Origin of the sequence: Pseudomonas sp. LM13 (genome assembly GCF_041381355.1) — a bacterium.
Classification (GTDB): Bacteria; Pseudomonadota; Gammaproteobacteria; order Pseudomonadales; family Pseudomonadaceae; genus Stutzerimonas; species Stutzerimonas frequens.
Window position 1 is genome coordinate 50130 of the sequence record NZ_JACBXH010000020.1, and the last position, 18094, is coordinate 68223.

The 18094-nt window shown below is 62.3% G+C and carries 18 protein-coding genes and 1 pseudogene; 16 read left to right on the forward strand and 3 right to left on the reverse strand.

Annotated features, from left to right (window positions below):
* Nucleotides 1-25: 25 nt before the first annotated feature.
* Complete coding sequence (locus HZR81_RS13835) at nucleotides 26-712, reverse strand: alpha/beta family hydrolase (protein ID WP_253749697.1); 687 nt, start codon at nucleotides 710-712, stop codon at nucleotides 26-28.
* A 62-nt stretch (nucleotides 713-774) separates the two neighbouring features.
* Between HZR81_RS13835 and ccoN (HZR81_RS13840) the strand changes: the two genes are divergently transcribed.
* The 12 genes from ccoN (HZR81_RS13840) to HZR81_RS13895 all read left to right on the forward strand — a co-directional run bounded on the left by ccoN (HZR81_RS13840) (nucleotide 775) and on the right by HZR81_RS13895 (nucleotide 12865).
* On the forward strand, nucleotides 775-2199 hold the full coding sequence (ccoN, locus tag HZR81_RS13840) for a cytochrome-c oxidase, cbb3-type subunit I (protein WP_011912994.1): 1425 nt from the start codon (nucleotides 775-777) through the stop codon (nucleotides 2197-2199).
* Between the two features lie 13 nt (nucleotides 2200-2212).
* Nucleotides 2213-2824 carry a cytochrome-c oxidase, cbb3-type subunit II gene (gene ccoO, locus HZR81_RS13845; RefSeq protein ID WP_500128454.1) on the forward strand — a complete coding sequence of 204 codons (612 nt, stop codon included), beginning with the start codon at nucleotides 2213-2215 and terminating at the stop codon, nucleotides 2822-2824.
* A gap of 92 nt (nucleotides 2825-2916) precedes the next feature.
* Nucleotides 2917-3852: a cytochrome-c oxidase, cbb3-type subunit III gene (gene ccoP, locus HZR81_RS13850; protein WP_270053657.1), complete on the forward strand. Its 936-nt coding sequence runs from the start codon at nucleotides 2917-2919 to the stop codon at nucleotides 3850-3852.
* A gap of 352 nt (nucleotides 3853-4204) precedes the next feature.
* Nucleotides 4205-5632: a cytochrome-c oxidase, cbb3-type subunit I gene (gene ccoN / locus HZR81_RS13855; protein WP_063543401.1), complete on the forward strand. Its 1428-nt coding sequence runs from the start codon at nucleotides 4205-4207 to the stop codon at nucleotides 5630-5632.
* Nucleotides 5633-5644: 12 nt separating this feature from the next.
* Nucleotides 5645-6256 carry a cytochrome-c oxidase, cbb3-type subunit II gene (gene ccoO / locus HZR81_RS13860; RefSeq protein WP_063543403.1) on the forward strand — a complete coding sequence of 204 codons (612 nt, stop codon included), beginning with the start codon at nucleotides 5645-5647 and terminating at the stop codon, nucleotides 6254-6256.
* A gap of 6 nt (nucleotides 6257-6262) precedes the next feature.
* Nucleotides 6263-6448 carry a cbb3-type cytochrome oxidase subunit 3 gene (locus HZR81_RS13865; RefSeq protein WP_500128455.1) on the forward strand — a complete coding sequence of 62 codons (186 nt, stop codon included), beginning with the start codon at nucleotides 6263-6265 and terminating at the stop codon, nucleotides 6446-6448.
* On the forward strand, nucleotides 6449-7366 hold the full coding sequence (ccoP, locus tag HZR81_RS13870; protein ID WP_110777318.1) for a cytochrome-c oxidase, cbb3-type subunit III: 918 nt from the start codon (nucleotides 6449-6451) through the stop codon (nucleotides 7364-7366). It abuts the gene before it with no gap.
* A 137-nt stretch (nucleotides 7367-7503) separates the two neighbouring features.
* A complete protein-coding gene (ccoG, locus tag HZR81_RS13875) occupies nucleotides 7504-8916 on the forward strand; it encodes a cytochrome c oxidase accessory protein CcoG (RefSeq protein WP_500128456.1) in 1413 nt (470 codons plus the stop codon).
* 12 nt (nucleotides 8917-8928) lie between these two features.
* On the forward strand, nucleotides 8929-9429 hold the full coding sequence (locus HZR81_RS13880) for a FixH family protein (RefSeq protein ID WP_046620096.1): 501 nt from the start codon (nucleotides 8929-8931) through the stop codon (nucleotides 9427-9429).
* Nucleotides 9430-9436: 7 nt separating this feature from the next.
* Nucleotides 9437-11851: a heavy metal translocating P-type ATPase gene (locus HZR81_RS13885; protein WP_500128457.1), complete on the forward strand. Its 2415-nt coding sequence runs from the start codon at nucleotides 9437-9439 to the stop codon at nucleotides 11849-11851.
* Between the two features lie 92 nt (nucleotides 11852-11943).
* Nucleotides 11944-12156, forward strand: a complete 213-nt coding sequence (ccoS, locus tag HZR81_RS13890) for a cbb3-type cytochrome oxidase assembly protein CcoS (RefSeq protein ID WP_063543407.1) — start codon at nucleotides 11944-11946, stop codon at nucleotides 12154-12156.
* Nucleotides 12149-12865 (forward strand): sulfite exporter TauE/SafE family protein, encoded by a 717-nt coding sequence (locus HZR81_RS13895; RefSeq protein ID WP_125850725.1) that lies wholly within the window; start codon nucleotides 12149-12151, stop codon nucleotides 12863-12865. The genes ccoS and HZR81_RS13895 overlap by 8 nt, the downstream gene beginning before the upstream one ends.
* Nucleotides 12866-12882: 17 nt before the next feature.
* On the opposite strand, the gene nadE is transcribed toward HZR81_RS13895, so the two are convergent.
* On the reverse strand, nucleotides 12883-13707 hold the full coding sequence (nadE, locus tag HZR81_RS13900; protein WP_063543411.1) for an NAD(+) synthase: 825 nt from the start codon (nucleotides 13705-13707) through the stop codon (nucleotides 12883-12885).
* 202 nt (nucleotides 13708-13909) lie between these two features.
* On the opposite strand from nadE, the gene hemN reads away from it, so the two are divergent.
* The 4 genes from hemN (at nucleotide 13910) to HZR81_RS13920 (ending at nucleotide 17361) form a co-directional block, all read left to right on the forward strand.
* A complete protein-coding gene (gene hemN / locus HZR81_RS13905; protein ID WP_500128458.1) occupies nucleotides 13910-15292 on the forward strand; it encodes an oxygen-independent coproporphyrinogen III oxidase in 1383 nt (460 codons plus the stop codon).
* Between the two features lie 112 nt (nucleotides 15293-15404).
* Complete coding sequence (gene fnr / locus HZR81_RS13910) at nucleotides 15405-16139, forward strand: fumarate/nitrate reduction transcriptional regulator Fnr (RefSeq protein ID WP_500128459.1); 735 nt, start codon at nucleotides 15405-15407, stop codon at nucleotides 16137-16139.
* Nucleotides 16140-16167: 28 nt separating this feature from the next.
* A complete protein-coding gene (locus tag HZR81_RS13915) occupies nucleotides 16168-16716 on the forward strand; it encodes an adenine phosphoribosyltransferase (protein WP_063543415.1) in 549 nt (182 codons plus the stop codon).
* Between the two features lie 36 nt (nucleotides 16717-16752).
* A complete protein-coding gene (locus tag HZR81_RS13920) occupies nucleotides 16753-17361 on the forward strand; it encodes an SCO family protein (protein ID WP_500128460.1) in 609 nt (202 codons plus the stop codon).
* A 29-nt stretch (nucleotides 17362-17390) separates the two neighbouring features.
* Here HZR81_RS13920 and HZR81_RS13925 read toward each other — a convergent pair.
* Nucleotides 17391-18091: pseudogene (locus HZR81_RS13925) on the reverse strand (type 2 periplasmic-binding domain-containing protein).
* Nucleotides 18092-18094 lie beyond the last annotated feature (3 nt).

Below are 18094 nucleotides of genomic sequence, written 5' to 3' on the forward strand. Positions count from 1 at the left end.
TTGGGCGGCCGACCGGGCCTGAAGCCTAGGCCAAGCCTCGCAGAAACGTCACCACCGCCGTGACCGCAGCGTTCATGTGCTGATCATGCGTCTGCCCGGAACGCTTCAGCGGCTTGAGATCATGGTCGGCGGCGGCCAGCCAGTGCAAGCTGATGGCAGCTGACAGCGGGTACTGCTCGACTGTCGCGCGGTTACCCAGCGCATCACGCTCGCCCTGTACGATCAGCGTAGGCGTGAGCAATTTCTCCAGATGGGCGGTGCGCGTTTTCTCCGGCTTTCCGGCCGGGTGAAACGGATAGCCCAGACACACCAGACCGTCGACGCCCAGCTCGTCGGCCAGCAGGCTGGCCATTCGCCCGCCCATGGACTTGCCACCGATGGCCAGCAGTCCTGTGGCCTGCTGTCGCACCCCGGCATGGACCTCCCGCCACTGAGCCAGCAGCTGCGCCTGCGGGCTGGGTGGTCTTTTGCTCGCACCCAGGCGCCGCGCGGCCATATAGGCGAATTCGAAGCGGCATACCGCAACCCCGCGTGCGGCAAGGCGTACGGCTACTTCCTCCATGAACGGACTGTCCATAGGTGCCCCAGCGCCGTGCGCCAGGATCAGGCTCGCCCAGGCGTCGTCCTGCGGCCGGTTCCACCTGACGAGATACCCTTTGTCACTTTGTGTGTATTGACCCGCGTCAATACCGGCAGATTGCCCTTTCCCCATCCTTGCCCCGCTTTCTATTAGAAAGAAAAAACTGCTCATTACCCGTGGATGGAAGCCCATACATGAACACAGCAACCAGTACCGCCTACAGTTACAAGGTGGTCCGCCAATTCGCCATCATGACGGTGGTGTGGGGAATCGTCGGGATGGGGCTCGGCGTTTTCATCGCAGCACAATTGGCCTGGCCATTTCTGAACTTCGACCTCCCGTGGACCAGTTTCGGTCGTCTTCGCCCATTGCACACCAACGCGGTGATCTTCGCCTTCGGCGGCTGTGCTCTGTTCGCGACTTCCTACTACTCGGTTCAGCGCACCTGCCAAACCACCCTGTTCGCGCCTAAGCTGGCCGCGTTCACCTTCTGGGGCTGGCAGCTGGTCATCCTGCTCGCCGCGATCTCCCTGCCGCTGGGCTTCACCAGCTCCAAGGAATACGCGGAACTGGAGTGGCCGATCGACATCCTGATCACCATCGTCTGGGTGGCCTATGCGATCGTCTTCTTCGGCACGCTGGCGACGCGCAAGGTCAAGCATATCTATGTCGGTAACTGGTTCTTCGGCGCCTTCATCCTGACCGTGGCGATCCTGCACATCGTCAACAACCTGGAAATCCCGGTCACCGCGATGAAGTCGTACTCGCTGTACTCCGGCGCCACCGACGCGATGGTGCAGTGGTGGTACGGCCACAACGCCGTGGGCTTCTTCCTCACCGCCGGCTTCCTCGGGATCATGTACTACTTCGTGCCGAAGCAGGCCGAACGTCCGGTCTATTCCTATCGCCTGTCGATCGTCCACTTCTGGGCACTGATCACCGTCTACATCTGGGCCGGCCCGCACCACCTGCACTACACCGCCCTGCCGGACTGGGCGCAGAGCCTGGGCATGGTGATGTCGCTGATCCTGCTCGCCCCGAGCTGGGGGGGCATGATCAACGGCATGATGACCCTGTCGGGCGCCTGGCACAAACTGCGTAGCGACCCGATCCTGCGCTTCCTGGTGGTCTCGTTGGCCTTCTACGGCATGTCCACTTTCGAAGGCCCGATGATGGCGATCAAGACCGTCAACGCCCTGTCCCACTACACCGACTGGACCATCGGCCACGTACACGCCGGCGCCCTCGGCTGGGTTGCCATGGTGTCCATCGGCGCGCTGTACCACCTGATCCCGAAAGTGTTCGGTCGCGAGCAGATGCACAGCATCGGCCTGATCAACACCCACTTCTGGCTGGCCACCATCGGCACCGTGCTCTACATCGCCTCGATGTGGGTTAACGGTATCGCTCAGGGCCTGATGTGGCGCGCGATCAACGACGACGGCACCCTGACCTACTCCTTCGTCGAAGCGCTGGAAGCCAGCCACCCCGGTTTCGTGGTGCGGATGATCGGTGGTGCGATCTTCTTCGCCGGCATGCTGGTGATGGCCTACAACACTTGGCGCACCGTTCAGGCGGCCAAGCCGGCCGAGTATGACGCCGCCGCGCAGATCGCTTGAGGAGCCGACGTAAATGAAATCGCATGAAAAACTCGAGAAGAACGTTGGTCTGCTGACCCTGTTCATGATCCTGGCGGTGAGCATCGGTGGTCTGACCCAGATCGTCCCGCTGTTCTTCCAGGACGCCGTCAACGAGCCGGTCGAAGGCATGAAGCCCTACACCGCGCTGCAGCTGGAAGGCCGTGACATTTACATCAAGGAAGGCTGCGTCGGCTGCCACTCGCAGATGGTGCGCCCGTTCCGCGCCGAAACCGAGCGCTACGGCCACTACTCCGTCGCCGGCGAAAGCGTCTACGACCATCCGTTCCTGTGGGGCTCCAAGCGTACCGGTCCGGACCTGGCCCGTGTCGGCGGCCGCTACTCCGACGACTGGCACCGTGCGCATCTGTACAACCCGCGCAACGTCGTACCCGAGTCGAAGATGCCGTCCTACCCATGGCTGGTCGAGAACACCCTCGACGGCAAGGACACCGCCAAGAAGATGACCGCTCTGCGCACCCTCGGCGTGCCCTACACCGACGAAGACATCGCCGGTGCCCGGGATGCCGTCAAGGGCAAGACCGAGATGGACGCCATGGTCGCCTATCTGCAGGTACTGGGTACGGCTCTGACCAACAAGCGCTAATCACAGCCAAGAAAAATGACGGCTGTCACACCAGCCGTCAGGGACTTCAATCGCGGACAGCCAGAGTTGCTCGGGCTGTCCAGGAGTAGCACATGAGCACTTTCTGGAGTGGATACATCGCCCTGCTGACGCTGGGCACCATCGTCGCTCTGTTCTGGCTGATCTTCGCCACCCGCAAGGGCGAGTCCGCCGGTACTACCGACCAGACGATGGGTCATGCCTTCGACGGCATCGAGGAATACGACAACCCGCTGCCCCGCTGGTGGTTCCTGCTGTTCATCGGCACGCTGGTGTTCGGCATTCTCTACCTGGTGCTCTACCCAGGCCTGGGCAACTGGAAGGGCGTCCTGCCGGGTTACGAAGGTGGCTGGACCCAGGAGAAGCAGTGGGAGCGTGAGGTTTCGCAAGCCGACGAGAAGTACGGCCCGATCTTCGCCAAGTACGCTGCCATGTCGGTGGAACAGGTGGCACAGGACCCGCAGGCTGTGAAAATGGGCGCCCGCCTGTTCGCCAACTACTGCGCCATCTGCCATGGCTCCGACGCCAAGGGCTCCCTGGGCTTCCCGAACCTGGCCGACCAGCACTGGCGCTGGGGCGGTGATGCGACCTCGATCAAGACCAGCATTCTGAACGGCCGTATCGCTGCCATGCCGGCCTGGGGCCAGGCCATCGGCGAAGAAGGCGTGAAGAACGTCGCCGCCTTCGTGCGCAAGGAGCTCGCCGGCCTGCCGCTGCCCGAGGGCACCGACGCCGATCTGGGCAAAGGCAAAGAGGTCTATGCACAGACTTGCGCCGTTTGCCACGGCCAAGGTGGTGAAGGCATGGCCGCGCTGGGCGCGCCGAATCTGCAGCATGCTTCCGGCTGGATCTATGGCTCAAGTCTGACCCAGCTGCAGCAGACCATCCGCCATGGTCGCAATGGCCAGATGCCTGCTCAGCAGCAGTATCTGGGTGACGACAAGGTTCACCTTCTCGCCGCCTACGTTTACAGCCTGTCGCAAAAACCGGAACAACTCGCCAAGCAGTGAGTCATTAAAGGGCGGTACACTCGTACCGCCCTTCCCACCTTGTTCCCAAGCAAGTTCCCGAGCGCTGCGACTATCTGTCGCATCGCGAGCTGACCAGCGCCCTTTCCCCTCTTCGCTTGCCCTCCTAAGCTTTGCTTTCGACTCGCCGCCCTGCCTAGAACCATAAGGCGAAGTCACCATTCCTGCGCGCCGGCCTGGCGCGTAAAAGCCCCTTGGCAGAGCATGGAAAACGCTTGGAATCAGGGGTTTGGAGAGCAAAAGGAGCCTTGGCGTCGTTTGCATTGCCCCCCTGCTTTCTCCATACTTGCCGCCGTTTTTGCCTTCGAAAATGCCATTAGCGTGGAAGCCTTGCATGAGCACAGCAATAAGTGAGACTGCTTATAACTATAAGGTGGTTCGCCAATTCGCCATCATGACGGTGGTATGGGGAATCATTGGGATGGGTCTGGGTGTCTTCATCGCCGCGCAGCTGGTGTGGCCCGCACTCAACTTCGACCTACCATGGACCAGCTTCGGCCGCCTGCGACCGTTGCACACCAACGCGGTGATTTTCGCTTTTGGTGGTAGCGCGCTGTTCGCCACGTCCTACTATGTCGTCCAGCGCACCTGCCAGGCGCGACTGTTCTCCGACAGCCTCGCCGCTTTCACCTTCTGGGGATGGCAAGCCGTGATCGTGCTGGCGGTCATCACCCTGCCGCTGGGCTACACCAGCTCCAAGGAATACGCGGAACTGGAGTGGCCGATCGACATTCTGCTGGCGATCGTCTGGGTCAGCTATGCGCTGGTGTTCTTCGGCACCATCATGAAGCGCAAGGCCAAGCACATTTATGTGGGCAACTGGTTCTTCGGCGGCTTCATCCTGGTCACGGCGATGCTGCACATCGTCAACAACCTGGAAATCCCGGTAAGCCTGTTCAAGTCCTACTCGATCTATTCCGGTGCGACCGACGCCATGGTCCAGTGGTGGTACGGCCACAACGCCGTGGGCTTCTTCCTGACCACCGGCTTCCTGGGCATGATGTACTACTTCGTGCCGAAGCAGGCCGAGCGTCCGGTGTACTCCTATCGCCTGTCGATCGTCCACTTCTGGGCGCTGATCACCCTTTATATCTGGGCCGGCCCGCACCACCTGCACTACACCGCGCTGCCGGATTGGGCGCAGAGCCTGGGCATGGTGATGTCGATCATCCTGCTGGCTCCGAGCTGGGGCGGCATGATCAACGGCATGATGACTCTCTCGGGCGCCTGGCATAAGCTGCGCACCGACCCGATCCTGCGCTTCCTGGTGGTCTCGCTGGCGTTCTACGGCATGTCGACCTTTGAAGGTCCGATGATGGCGATCAAGACCGTCAACGCCCTCTCCCACTACACCGACTGGACCATCGGCCACGTACACGCCGGCGCCCTCGGCTGGGTAGCGATGATCACCATCGGTTCCATGTATCACCTGATCCCGAAAGTATTCGGTCGCGAGCAGATGCACAGCATCGGCCTGATCAATGCGCACTTCTGGCTCGCCACCATCGGCACCGTGCTCTACATCGCCTCGATGTGGGTCAACGGCATTACCCAGGGCCTGATGTGGCGCGCAATCAACGAAGACGGCACGCTGACCTACTCCTTCGTCGAAGCGCTGGAAGCCAGCCACCCGGGCTTCATCGTCCGCGCCGTGGGCGGTGCCTTCTTCCTCACCGGCATGCTGCTGATGGCCTACAACACCTGGCGCACCGTGCGTGTCGCCAAGCCAGCCCAGTACGACGCTGCCGCGCAGATCGCTTGAGGAAACGGATAGATGAAGAACCACGAGATACTTGAAAAGAACATCGGTCTGCTGACCCTGTTCATGATCCTGGCGGTGAGCATCGGTGGTCTGACCCAGATCGTTCCGCTGTTCTTCCAGGACGCCGTCAACGAGCCGGTCGAGGGCATGAAGCCCTACACCGCGCTGCAACTGGAAGGCCGTGACCTGTACATCCGTGAAGGCTGCGTCGGCTGCCATTCGCAGATGGTGCGCCCGTTCCGCGCCGAGACCGAGCGCTACGGCCACTACTCCGTGGCCGGCGAAAGCGTCTACGACCATCCGTTCCTGTGGGGCTCCAAGCGCACCGGTCCGGACCTGGCCCGCGTTGGCGGCCGCTACTCCGACGACTGGCACCGTGCGCACCTGTACAACCCGCGCAACGTCGTGCCCGAGTCGAAGATGCCGTCCTACCCGTGGCTGGTCGAGAACACCCTCGACGGCAAGGACACCGCCAAGAAGATGACCGCTCTGCGTACCCTTGGCGTCCCCTACACCGACGAAGACATCGCCGGTGCCCGGGATGCCGTCAAGGGCAAGACCGAGATGGACGCCATGGTCGCCTATCTGCAGGTACTCGGCACTGCACTCACCAACAAACGGTAACGCATGATGGAAAACGGGACTCTTCGCGGCCTGGGCACAATTCTGGTATTCGTCGCCTTCATCGGCGTGGTGCTCTGGGCTTACAGCAGCAAACGCAAGAACAGCTTCGACGAAGCCGCCAACCTGCCCTTCGCGGACGACGAGACCGACGCCAAGAAGCGTGATGAAGAAGCTTCCAGGAGTAAGAAATAAATGACCTCGTTTTGGAGTTGGTACGTCACCCTGCTGAGCCTCGGCACCATTGCCGCGCTGGTCTGGCTGCTACTGGCAACTCGTAAGGGGCAGCGCCCCGACAGCACCGAAGAAACCGTCGGCCATTCCTATGACGGCATCGAGGAATACGACAATCCGCTGCCGCGCTGGTGGTTCATGCTGTTCGTCGGCACAGTCATCTTCGCGCTCGGCTATCTCGCCTTGTATCCCGGCCTGGGCAACTGGAAAGGCGTCCTGCCTGGTTATGAGGGCGGCTGGACGCAGGTCAAGGAATGGCAGCGCGAAATGGACAAGGCCGAGGAGCAGTACGGCCCGCTGTATGCCAAGTACGCCGCCATGCCGGTAGAACAAGTGGCCACCGATCCTCAGGCGTTGAAGATGGGTGGTCGCCTGTTCGCCTCGAACTGTTCGGTCTGCCACGGCTCCGACGCCAAGGGTGCCTATGGCTTCCCCAATCTGACAGACAACGACTGGTTGTGGGGCGGTGAGCCGGAAACCATCAAGACCACTATCCTGCATGGCCGTCAGGCCGCGATGCCGGCGTGGAAGGACGTGATCGGCGAAGAAGGCATTCGCAATGTGGCTGGCTATGTTCGCAGCCTCTCCGGCCGTGATACCCCAGAGGGTATTAGCGTCGACATTGAGCAGGGTCAAAAAATCTTCGCCACCAACTGTGTAGTCTGCCATGGACCGGAAGCCAAGGGCGTTGCAGCCATGGGCGCGCCGAATCTGACCGACAATGTCTGGTTGTATGGTTCCAGCTTCGCCCAGATCCAGCAGACCCTGCGCTACGGTCGCAATGGCCGCATGCCGGCTCAGGAAGCAATCCTTGGCAACGACAAGGTGCACTTGCTGGCAGCCTACGTCTACAGCCTGTCGCAGCAACCGGAGCAGTGATCCACAAGGGTCGGGGGTGACGACCTGTCGCACCTGACCCCAACGCTCCGGGCGTACCATTCGCAGCTGGACAGAAAAATGATCCTGGTCGGCACGTATCGGCCAGGACACCCACCTTCCGCCGTGGTACGCACTCGATGACTGAGCAGATCCCCGTTCGTGATGTAACCCCCCCGTCCAAGGCTGAAGCGTCAGCAGACCTTTATGCCGCGCGTGAAAAGATCTATACCCGAGCCTTCAGCGGTGTATTCCGCAACCTGCGACGCGTAGGCGGCGCCGTACTGTTCGTCCTCTTTTTTGGAACCGTGTGGCTCAACTGGAACGGCCGTCAGGCTGTCTGGTGGGACCTGCCGGACCGCAAATTCCATATCTTCGGGGCGACGTTCTGGCCCCAGGATTTCATGCTGTTGTCGTGGCTGCTGATCATCTGCGCCTTCGGCCTGTTCTTCATCACCGTGTTCGCCGGCCGCGTCTGGTGCGGCTACACCTGCCCACAAAGCGTGTTCACCTGGGTGTTCATGTGGGCCGAAAAGGTCACCGAGGGTGATCGTAACCAGCGAATGAAGCTGGACAAGGCGCCGATGAGCGCCAACAAGTTCTTCCGCAAGCTGGCCAAGCATGCGATCTGGCTGGGTGTCGGCATCCTGGTCGCCATCACCTTCGTCGGCTATTTCACGCCGATCCGTCAGCTGGTGCCCGATCTGCTCACTCTCAACGTCAATGGCTGGGCGGCGTTCTGGATCGGCTTTTTCACCCTTGCCACTTACGGCAGCGCCGGCTACCTGCGCGAGCAGGTGTGTATCTACATGTGTCCCTATGCCCGCTTCCAGAGCGTGATGTTCGACAAGGACACGCTGATCGTTTCCTACGATCCGCGCCGCGGTGAAAAACGCGGCCCGCGCAAGAAGGACGCCGACTACAAGGCGATGGGCCTCGGCGACTGCATCGACTGCACCATGTGCGTACAGGTCTGCCCGACCGGGATCGACATCCGCGACGGCCTGCAGATCGAATGCATCGGCTGCGCGGCCTGTATCGACGCCTGCGACGCCATCATGGACAAGATGAACTACCCGCGCGGGCTGATCAGCTACACCACCGAACACAACCTGTCCGGGCAGAAGACTCATCTGCTGCGCCCGCGCCTGATCGGCTATGCCATCGCGCTGGTGGCCATGATGGGGCTGTTCGCCTATGCCGTGTATGATCGCCCGCTGGTAAAACTCGACGTGCTCAAGGATCGCGTGCTCTACCGCGAGAACGAGCAGGGCAACATCGAAAACGTCTACACCCTCAAGGTGATGAACAAGGCCCAGCGCGAGCAGACCTTCGTCATCGAAGCGTCCGGCCTCGACGGCCTGGTCTATGAGGGGCGCAGCGAAGTGCGCGCCGAGGCAGGCGAACTGGTCACGATCCCGGTCGAGCTGTCCATCGCGCCCGAGAAGCTTCCTTCAAGCACCAACGAGATCGTCTTCCATATCCGCTCGGCGGACGATGAATCGATTAACGACGATGCCGATAGCCGCTTCATCGGCCCGAGCATCCGCTAAGCAAGGTAATACATGCGCTCTGACAACGAACAAACGCGTTGGTACACCCAGTTCTGGGCCTGGTTTGTCATCGCCATCCTGCTCAGCTCCGTGATACTGGGCGTGTCTCTGCTGACGTTGGCGATCAAGAATGCCGACACCTTGGTCGCGGACAACTATTACGACGCCGGCAAGGGCATCAACCAGTCGCTGGAGCGCGAGAAACTGGCAGAGCGCCTGGAGATGCAGGCACGCATCGCCCTGAATGACGAGCGCGGCCTGGCCGAAGTGCAACTGAGCGGTGCGAGCCGCCCGCAGCAACTGGTGCTCAACCTGATCTCTCCGACCCAGCCCGAGCGTGACCGCCGCATCATCCTGCAGCCGCAGGGCGACGGCATCTATCAGGGCCAGATGCAGGAATCGATCAGTGGCCGCCGCTTCATCGAGCTGCTCGGTCGCGAAGGTGATCAGGACTGGCGCCTGTACGGAGAAAAAACCATCGAAACCGGCCGCGCCCTCGAACTGAAGCCTTGAGCCACTGATGGCAAAGCCTCTCCCCTGCTACCACTGCGGTCTGCCGGTGCCGGCCGGCAGTCCGTTCCAGGCCCGCGTGCTGGGTGAGACGCGGGCCTTGTGCTGCCCAGGCTGCCAGGCCGTTGCCGAAGCCATCGTCAAAGGCGGGCTGGAGAGCTACTACCAGCACCGCAGCGACACCGCCATCAACCCACAGACCCTGCCTCAGGAACTGAGCGAAGAGATGGCGCTGTACGACCGCGAGGACGTCCAACAGCCGTTCGTACAACACCAGGGCGATCTGGCAAGCACTTCGCTGATGATCGAAGGGATCAGCTGCGCCGCCTGCGGCTGGCTGATCGAGCGCCATCTGCGCAACGTCAGGGGCGTTGCCGAGGCTAGCCTCAACCTGTCCAACCACCGACTGAACGTGCGCTGGAGCGACTCGGAGCTGCCGCTCAGCGAGCTGCTGGCCGAGCTTCGTCGCATTGGCTACGCCGCTCATCCCTACCGCGCCGATGAGGCCGCTGAACGCCTGGCTAACGAGAATCGCCGCTCGCTGCGCCAGCTCGGTGTCGCCGGTCTGCTGTGGATGCAGGTGATGATGGCCACCATGGCGACGTGGCCCGAGTTCAATCTCGACCTGTCGGAGAGCTTCTTCGTCACCCTGCGCTGGACCGCCCTGCTGCTGACGACCCCTATCGTCTTCTACTGCTGCACGGACTTCTTCAAGGGGGCGCTGCGCGACATACGCACCCGTCATCTGACCATGGACGTTTCCGTGTCGCTGGCCATCGGCGGTGCCTACGTTGCCGGCATCTGGTCGACGATCACCGGCCAGGGGGAACTCTATTTCGATGCGGTCGGCATGTTCGCCCTCTTTCTGCTGGCAGGACGCTATCTTGAGCGAAGGGCCCGCGAGCGGACCGCAGCCGCCACCGCGCAGCTGGTCAACCTGCTGCCGGCTTCGTGCCTGAGGCTTGATGCGCAGGGCCATAGCAGCCGTATTCTGCTCAGCGAACTGCAACTGGGCGATCAGGTGCTGGTGCAACCTGGCGGACTGATTCCAGCGGATGGCACGATCATCAGCGGTCAATCCAGCGTCGATGAATCACTGCTCACTGGCGAGTATCTGCCGCTGCCACGAGGTGCAGGCGATGCCGTCACCGCCGGCACGCTGAATGTGGAAGGTCCGTTGACCATCGAAGTCCAGGCGCTGGGAGACGACACCCGCCTGTCCGCCATCGTCCGCCTGCTGGAGCGGGCGCAAGCGGACAAACCGAAACTGGCAGAGCTGGCCGATCGGGTTGCACAGTGGTTCCTGCTGGTGGTCCTGGTCGTAGCTACCGTTGTCGGTCTGGTCTGGTGGCAGATCGACCCGCAACGGGCGTTCTGGATCGTCCTCGCGCTGCTGGTGGCGACCTGCCCGTGCGCGCTGTCGCTGGCGACCCCTACCGCCCTCACCACGGCAACCGGAACCCTGCACAAGCTCGGCCTGCTATTGACTCGCGGGCACGTCCTGGAGGGGCTCAATCAGATCGACACAGTGGTGTTCGACAAGACCGGCACCCTGACCGAGGGGCGCCTCACGCTCAGCGCCATACACCCCCTCGGCGCTCTCGATGCCGATGCATGCCTGGCACTGGCCGCCGCCCTCGAGAACCGCTCCGAGCATCCGATCGCCCGCGCCTTCGGACGTGCGCCGTTGCCGGCGGAGTCGGTCGAGACCGTGCCAGGCCTTGGCCTTGTGGGCAGCGTCGACGGACGCGTGCTGCGTATCGGCCAGCCGAGCTTCGTGGCAGAAGGCTACGGTAATCCACCCCCATCGATTCCCGGAGACATGGGGCAATGGCTGTTGCTCGGCGATGACCACGGGCCACTCGCCTGGCTGGTTCTGGACGACCAGCTGCGTGACGACGCACCAGCGCTGCTCGATGCCTGCCGGCGTCGTGGCTGGAAGACGCTCCTGCTTTCTGGCGACAGCTCACCGATGGTCGGTCAGATCGCTGCCGAGCTGGGCATCGACCAGGCCGAGGGCGGCATGACCCCCGCGGCAAAGCTTGCCAGACTGCAAGCACTGCAGGCACAAGGACATCGGGTGCTGATGCTCGGTGATGGCGTCAACGACGTGCCGGTTCTGGCCGCCGCCGATATCAGCGTTGCCATGGGCTCGGCTACCGATCTGGCGAAGACCAGCGCTGACGCTGTGCTGCTTTCGAACCGTCTTGGCAGCCTGGCGCAGTCGTTCGAGGTTGCACGCCGTAGCCGGCGCATCATCATCGAAAACCTCGTCTGGGCGAGTCTGTACAATGGCCTGATCCTGCCGTTCGCCGCGATAGGCTGGGTCACTCCCCTTTGGGCGGCACTGGGCATGTCGGCAAGCTCGCTGCTGGTGGTATTGAACGCACTTCGGCTGACCCGCCTACCCAAGGTGCTCGGCTGACACATGCGGCTCAGGCACCTCGACGCACGCGAGGTACTGGCCACGCATTTTTTCCGCGCTGAAGGCTTTCGCTTCAGCGCATGGAGGTCCCGATGGCGGCTTTGTATATCCTGATCCCTGTCGCAGTGGTCTTGGTGGCTCTGGCAATCTGGGTGTTCTTCTGGGCGGTGGACAGCGGCCAGTTCGACGATCTGGACGGACCGGCACACAGCATCCTGTTCGATGATGAAGAGCCGCAACGGCCGTCCAGCGGAGGCCCTCAGGAAACCGACGAGCAGCAGCAGGAGCAACGCAAAGGTGAATGAGCTGGCGCCCTTGCTGCTATCCGCCTGGGTGCTTGGGTTGCTCGGCGGTGGTCACTGTCTCGGCATGTGCGGCGGCCTCATGGGTGCCCTGACCATGGCCATCCCGCCGGAGCAACGCGCCCGGCGTCTGCGTCTGCTGATCGCGTATAACTTGGGCCGCGTATTGAGCTATGCGCTTGCCGGCTTCCTCATCGGCCTGGCCGGCTGGGCCGTGGCAAAGAGCCCCGCGGCAATGACGCTGCGGGTCATCGCTGCCCTTTTGCTGATCAGCATGGGGTTGTACTTGGCTGGCTGGTGGAGCGGGCTGACTCGCGTCGAGGCCCTCGGCCGCGGCCTCTGGCGGCACATCCAGCCCGTTGCCAGTCGCCTGATGCCTGTGACCAGCGTTTCCAGAGCCCTGATTCTGGGCGCGCTTTGGGGCTGGCTGCCGTGCGGGCTGGTCTATAGCACATTGTTGTGGTCGGCCAGCCAGGGTGATGCGCTGGACAGTGCCATGCTGATGCTGGCGTTCGGCATCGGCACCTGGCCGGTACTGCTTGCCACCGGCCTCGCCGCAGAACGCTTGACGACGCTCCTGCGCAAGCGCGGAGTACGTGTCGCCGGGGGCATCATGGTCATTCTGTTCGGCATCTGGACCATGCCCGGCCCGCATCAGCAGTGGCTGATGGGGCATGGCTCGGCTGCGTCGAATGGCAGCCACTCACATTAGTCAATCGCCAGTGTGCCTCAAGGCTCCTTGGGTAGCTGACGCTTGTGCGCCGTCTTGTAGTAGGTCTGGACGATGATGCGCGCCGCTTCCTCTGGCACTGGCTTGCCCTGCAGAAAGTCGTCGATATGGCGATAGGTCACGCCGTGTGCCGCTTCGTCGGGCTTGCCGGGCGACAGCTCCTCGAGATCAGCGGTAGGCACTTTGTGAACCAGCTGCTCCGGCGCGCCTAGAGCCCCGGCCAGCTGGCGCACCTGATCCTTCACCAACCCCGCCAATGGCGTCAGATCACAAGCGCCATCGCCAAACTTGGTGAAGAAGCCCATCACCGCCTCCGCAGCATGATCGGTCCCGATGACCAGCCCCTGTCGGGCATTGGCAATGGTGTACTGCGCGACCATACGCATGCGCGCCTTGGTGTTGCCCAGCACGAAGTCGCGCTGCTCGGGACTCAGCGGTTCGAGGGCCTCGGTCGCTGCAGCCAGACCAAGCACAGCTGTACCGATGTTGACGGTGTGGCATTCGTCCGGCTTGATCGTGTCCACGGCGAGCTGCGCCTCATGTTCATCATGCTGGACCTGGTAAGGCAGACGAACCGCAATGAATCGGTAATCTCCTTCGCCAGCCGCCCGCATGCCCTCGACCGCGCGCTGGGCCAGCAACCCGGCAGTCGTGGAGTCGACCCCGCCACTGATGCCCAGCACCAGCGTCTTCATTCCAGACTCACGCAAACAGCGCTGGATGAAGGCCACGCGCCGGTCGATTTCGGTCTGAATCGCGTCGGGCCCGCTAAACGGTGCGCAGACGTTGAGCGCAGCTGCAATTTCTTGCTGGCGGCTGTGCATGAAACTCTCCTTGGCCTTGTGAGGCTCTGCTGATCAATACGATTCGATGTAATGTCCGACCACGGCTGCGGCGGAATCTTCGCGCCCGGGGCATCGATTTGATACCGCTGGCTAGGGTCAGACCAAGTTTGATACAGGTCAAGTCCGGTGCCAGGCGCTCCCCCTAGAATCCAGCGACCGCTGTCATGACCGGAAACACCACATGCTCGACTCCATTCGCTGGGATGCCGACCTGATCCGTCGTTACGATCAGATTGGCCCGCGTTATACGTCGTATCCGACAGCGGCCCAGTTCAACGACAAGATCGGATCCTTCGACCTCCTTCACGCGCTGCGCAGCAGCCGCCTGGCCGTGCATCCGCTGTCGCTGTACGTGCATCTGCCATTCTGTGCCAACGCCTGCTACTACTGCGGTCGCAACAAGGTCATCACCAAGGACCGGGGCCGTGCTCTCCCCTACCTGGAGCGTCTCGAAAAGGAGATCGAGCTGATCGCCTGCCACCTGAGCGCGGAACAGGTCGTCGAGCAGCTGCACGTCGGAGGCGGTACCCCCACGTTTCTCAGTCATGACGAACTGCGAAGGCTGATGCGCCACCTGCGCCAGCATTTCCATCTGCAGGACGATGATCACGGGGATTTCAGCATCGAAATCGATCCCCGCGAAGCGGACTGGCCAACAATCGGTCTGCTCAGAGAACTTGGCTTCAATCGCCTCAGTATCGGCGTCCAGGATCTGGACCCTGACGTGCAGCGCGCGATTAACCGCATGCAGACCCTCGAACAGACCCGCACCATCATCGATGCGGCCCGCACGTTACAGTACCGCTCACTGAACATCGATCTGATCTACGGTCTGCCATTGCAGACCCCGGACCGCTTTGCCAGGACCGTCGACGCCGTAATCGAGCTGCAGCCGGATCGCCTGTCCCTGTTCAACTACGTGCACCAGCCCGAGCGATTCACCCCACAGCGACGTATCAACCAGGCCGACCTGCCGTCCGTGGCCGATAAACTGACCATGCTCGAGCGCAGCATCGAGCAGCTCACCGATGCGGGATACCGCTACATCGGAGCGGATCACTTCGCACTGCCTGACGACGAGCTGGCAATGGCACAGGAAGACGGCAGCCTGCAGCGCAACTTCCAGGGCTACACCACCCATGGCCACTGCGATCTGATTGGTCTCGGCGTATCGGCAATCAGCCAGATCGGCGACCTGTACTGCCAGAACAGCGCGGATATCGCCGACTATCAGCATCAACTGGATCTCGGCCAGTTAGCGACAGCCAGAGGTTTGCGCTGTAACCAGGACGACCGCATCCGCCGCGCCGTCATTCAGTCACTGATCTGCGACTTCGAACTGTCCTTCGCCACTATTGAGCATGCCTATAGCATTGACTTCAGGACGTACTTCGCCGAAGCCTGGGCAATTCTCGAGCAAATGGCGGCGGACGGGCTGCTCGAACTGACGCACAGTCACCTGATCATCCAGCCTGCCGGGCGCCTGCTGGTTCGCTCCATCTGCATGCTGTTCGATCACTACTTGCCCGAAGACGCCGTCCGTGGCCAATCGCACTTGATCTAGCCTTCCCAGAACCACCTGTCTCGAAGCCCCTGCGACCCTCGCGCCGATTGGCTATGGTCGACAAGCTGAGTTAACCTTGCGCGCTATAACCCGGTTTTCCAGGAAGCCCTCTATGTCCGAGTCGATCAAGGTCCGTGCGCAGCGGCAAGCTCACTGCAAGGATTGCAGCCTTTCCGGGCTCTGCCTGCCCCTGTCCCTGAACATGCAGGACATGGACACGTTGGACGACATCATCAAGCGCGGACGCCCGTTGAAGAAAGGCGAGACACTGTTCCGCCAGGGCGACGTGTTCAGCTCGGTGTTCGCGGTGCGCTCCGGGGCGCTGCGTACCTTCAGCGTGACCGACGGCGGCGAGGAGCAGATCACCGGCTTCCACCTACCCAGCGAGCTGGTCGGCCTGTCGGGCATGGACACCGAAAGCTGCCCGGTTACGGCCCAGGCGCTGGAAACCACATCGGTATGCGAAATTCCCTTCGAGCGACTCGATGAACTGAGCGTGCTGCTGCCGCAACTGCGCCGCCAGCTGATGCGTATCATGAGCCGCGAGATCCGCGACGATCAGCAGATGATGCTCTTGCTGTCGAAAAAGACCGCTGATGAGCGCATCGCCACCTTCCTGATCAACCTCTCGGCGCGCTTCAGTGCGCGGGGCTTCTCGGCCAACCAGTTCCGCCTGCCCATGTCGCGCAACGAGATCGGCAATTATCTGGGCCTCGCGGTCGAAACCGTATCCCGCGTATTCACCCGCTTCCAGCAGAACGGCCTGCTCGAAGCCGAGGGCAAGGAGGTGCGCATTCTGGATTCCATCGGACTGTGCGCCCTCGCCGGCGGTGCCATGGACGTCTGAGTCACCGAGTCTTTGGAGTAGTAACCCGATGATCTTCGACGAATTCAGCATCAAGACCCTGATCCGCCCGGTGCCGGATTTTCCGCAGCCGGGCGTAATCTTTCGCGATATCACCCCTCTTTTCCAGTCGCCGAAAGCGCTGCGCATGGTGGCTGACAGCCTGATCCAGCGCTACGTGGAAGCCGACTTCACCCATATCGGCGCACTCGACGCCCGCGGTTTTCTGATCGGTTCGATCCTCGCATATGAGCTGAACAAGCCACTGGTGCTGTTCCGCAAGCAGGGCAAACTGCCCGCAGACGTGCTGTCGCAGGCCTATTGCACCGAATACGGCGAAGCGCACCTGGAGATCCATGCCGACAGCCTGTGCGAAGGCGATTCGGTACTGCTGTTCGACGACTTGATCGCCACCGGCGGCACCCTCCTCGCCGCTGCCCAGCTGGTGCGACGCATGCGTGCCAGCATCCATGAAGCCGCTGCGATCATCGACCTGCCCGAGCTCGGCGGATCGCAGAAGTTGCAGGACATTGGCATTCCGACCTTTACCCTGACCGCTTTCGCGCTGAGCGACCGCTGATCAGTTACGGCCTCGACGCGATCTAGAGGAGCCGCTGTGCCAATGACTCTCTGGCGCTGCCTGCTGATTCTTGCGCTTGCCTGGACCACACCAGCACTGGCACTGGACCGTGACGCCCTGCTGGATGAGGCGAATGTTCTGCTGCTGCCGCGTGAGCGTGTGATACCTCCGCTAACGCTGATCGACCAGGATGGCCAGCCGTTCGACACGCGGTCATTGCAGGGACGCTGGCATATTCTTTTCTTTGGGTTCACCGCCTGCCCGGACATCTGTCCGACAACGCTGAGCGACATGCGCCGAGTGTTCGGCCAGCTACCGAGCGATACCCGCGGGCGGTTGCAGCTGGTATTGATCACTGCCGATCCTGAGCGCGATACACCGCAGCAGCTGAAGACCTATCTCGATTACTACCGCGCGGGCTTCAGCGGCCTCACCGGCAAAATGGAGCAACTACAGCAGCTGTCCAGGGCGCTTGGCCTGCCGTTCGTGCCGGCGAACGAGGCTCAGGGCGACTACAGCGTCAGCCACAGCGGCAATCTGGCGCTGGTGGGCCCCGACGGCACCCTGCGTGGGCACATTCGCGCCCCACTCATGCTCGATGGACTGCAGCGAGCGCTACCGCGGATCGTCGATACCGAGCACTGAACAAGCCGCTGATGTTGACTGCGAGGCGATCAGTGGCAATCCAGAGTGTCGGCCAGCACATAGGCCTGAAAGGCGACCTCATCGATCCACTGCCGCGTCAGTTCCGCCAGGCTGCCGTCCGCGGACCAGCGAGCGATGAGCGCGTCGAGCTCCTGCTGTAGCTTGGTGTCGTCGGCAACCAGGCGAAGCTGCCGCTCGGCGTTGCCCAGCGCAGGCAGCAGTCGCTTGTAGCGACGCCATTCCGGCAAGGTGGCCAGCTCCGTCAGTAAGCCTTCATCCTCGACCACCGCCACGCATTCGCCGAGCTTTAGGCCGATAAGTGCGTGCGCTGTGCTGGGATACTGCCGCGGAGATGCCGCAAAGCGTTGGCGCAGCAGTGGCGCATAGGGGCTTGCATTGCTGACGCAGACCGGCTGATCGTGAAGATCGGCCCAGCCGGCGGGCCCGCCTCGGTCGCGACGAGCGCGGCAGGCACGGCGCGATAGTAGGCACTCACGCCACGCGGCAGGCTGGCATCCATGCGCACGGCGGCCTCTCCTTCCGACACCACGAGCTGCACCGGACGCCCGAGCTCGGCGCCGAGCTGCTCGGCCAGCGCCGATTCGAAACTCTCCGTCTCGCTACTCGAGAGCACACGGTGTTCGGGCAGCGCTATCGGCAGTGGCTCGGCCAAGGACGCAGCTGGCGCCAACAAGGCGAGCCACAGAACGATGCGCGACGAAGCAGGCACGGG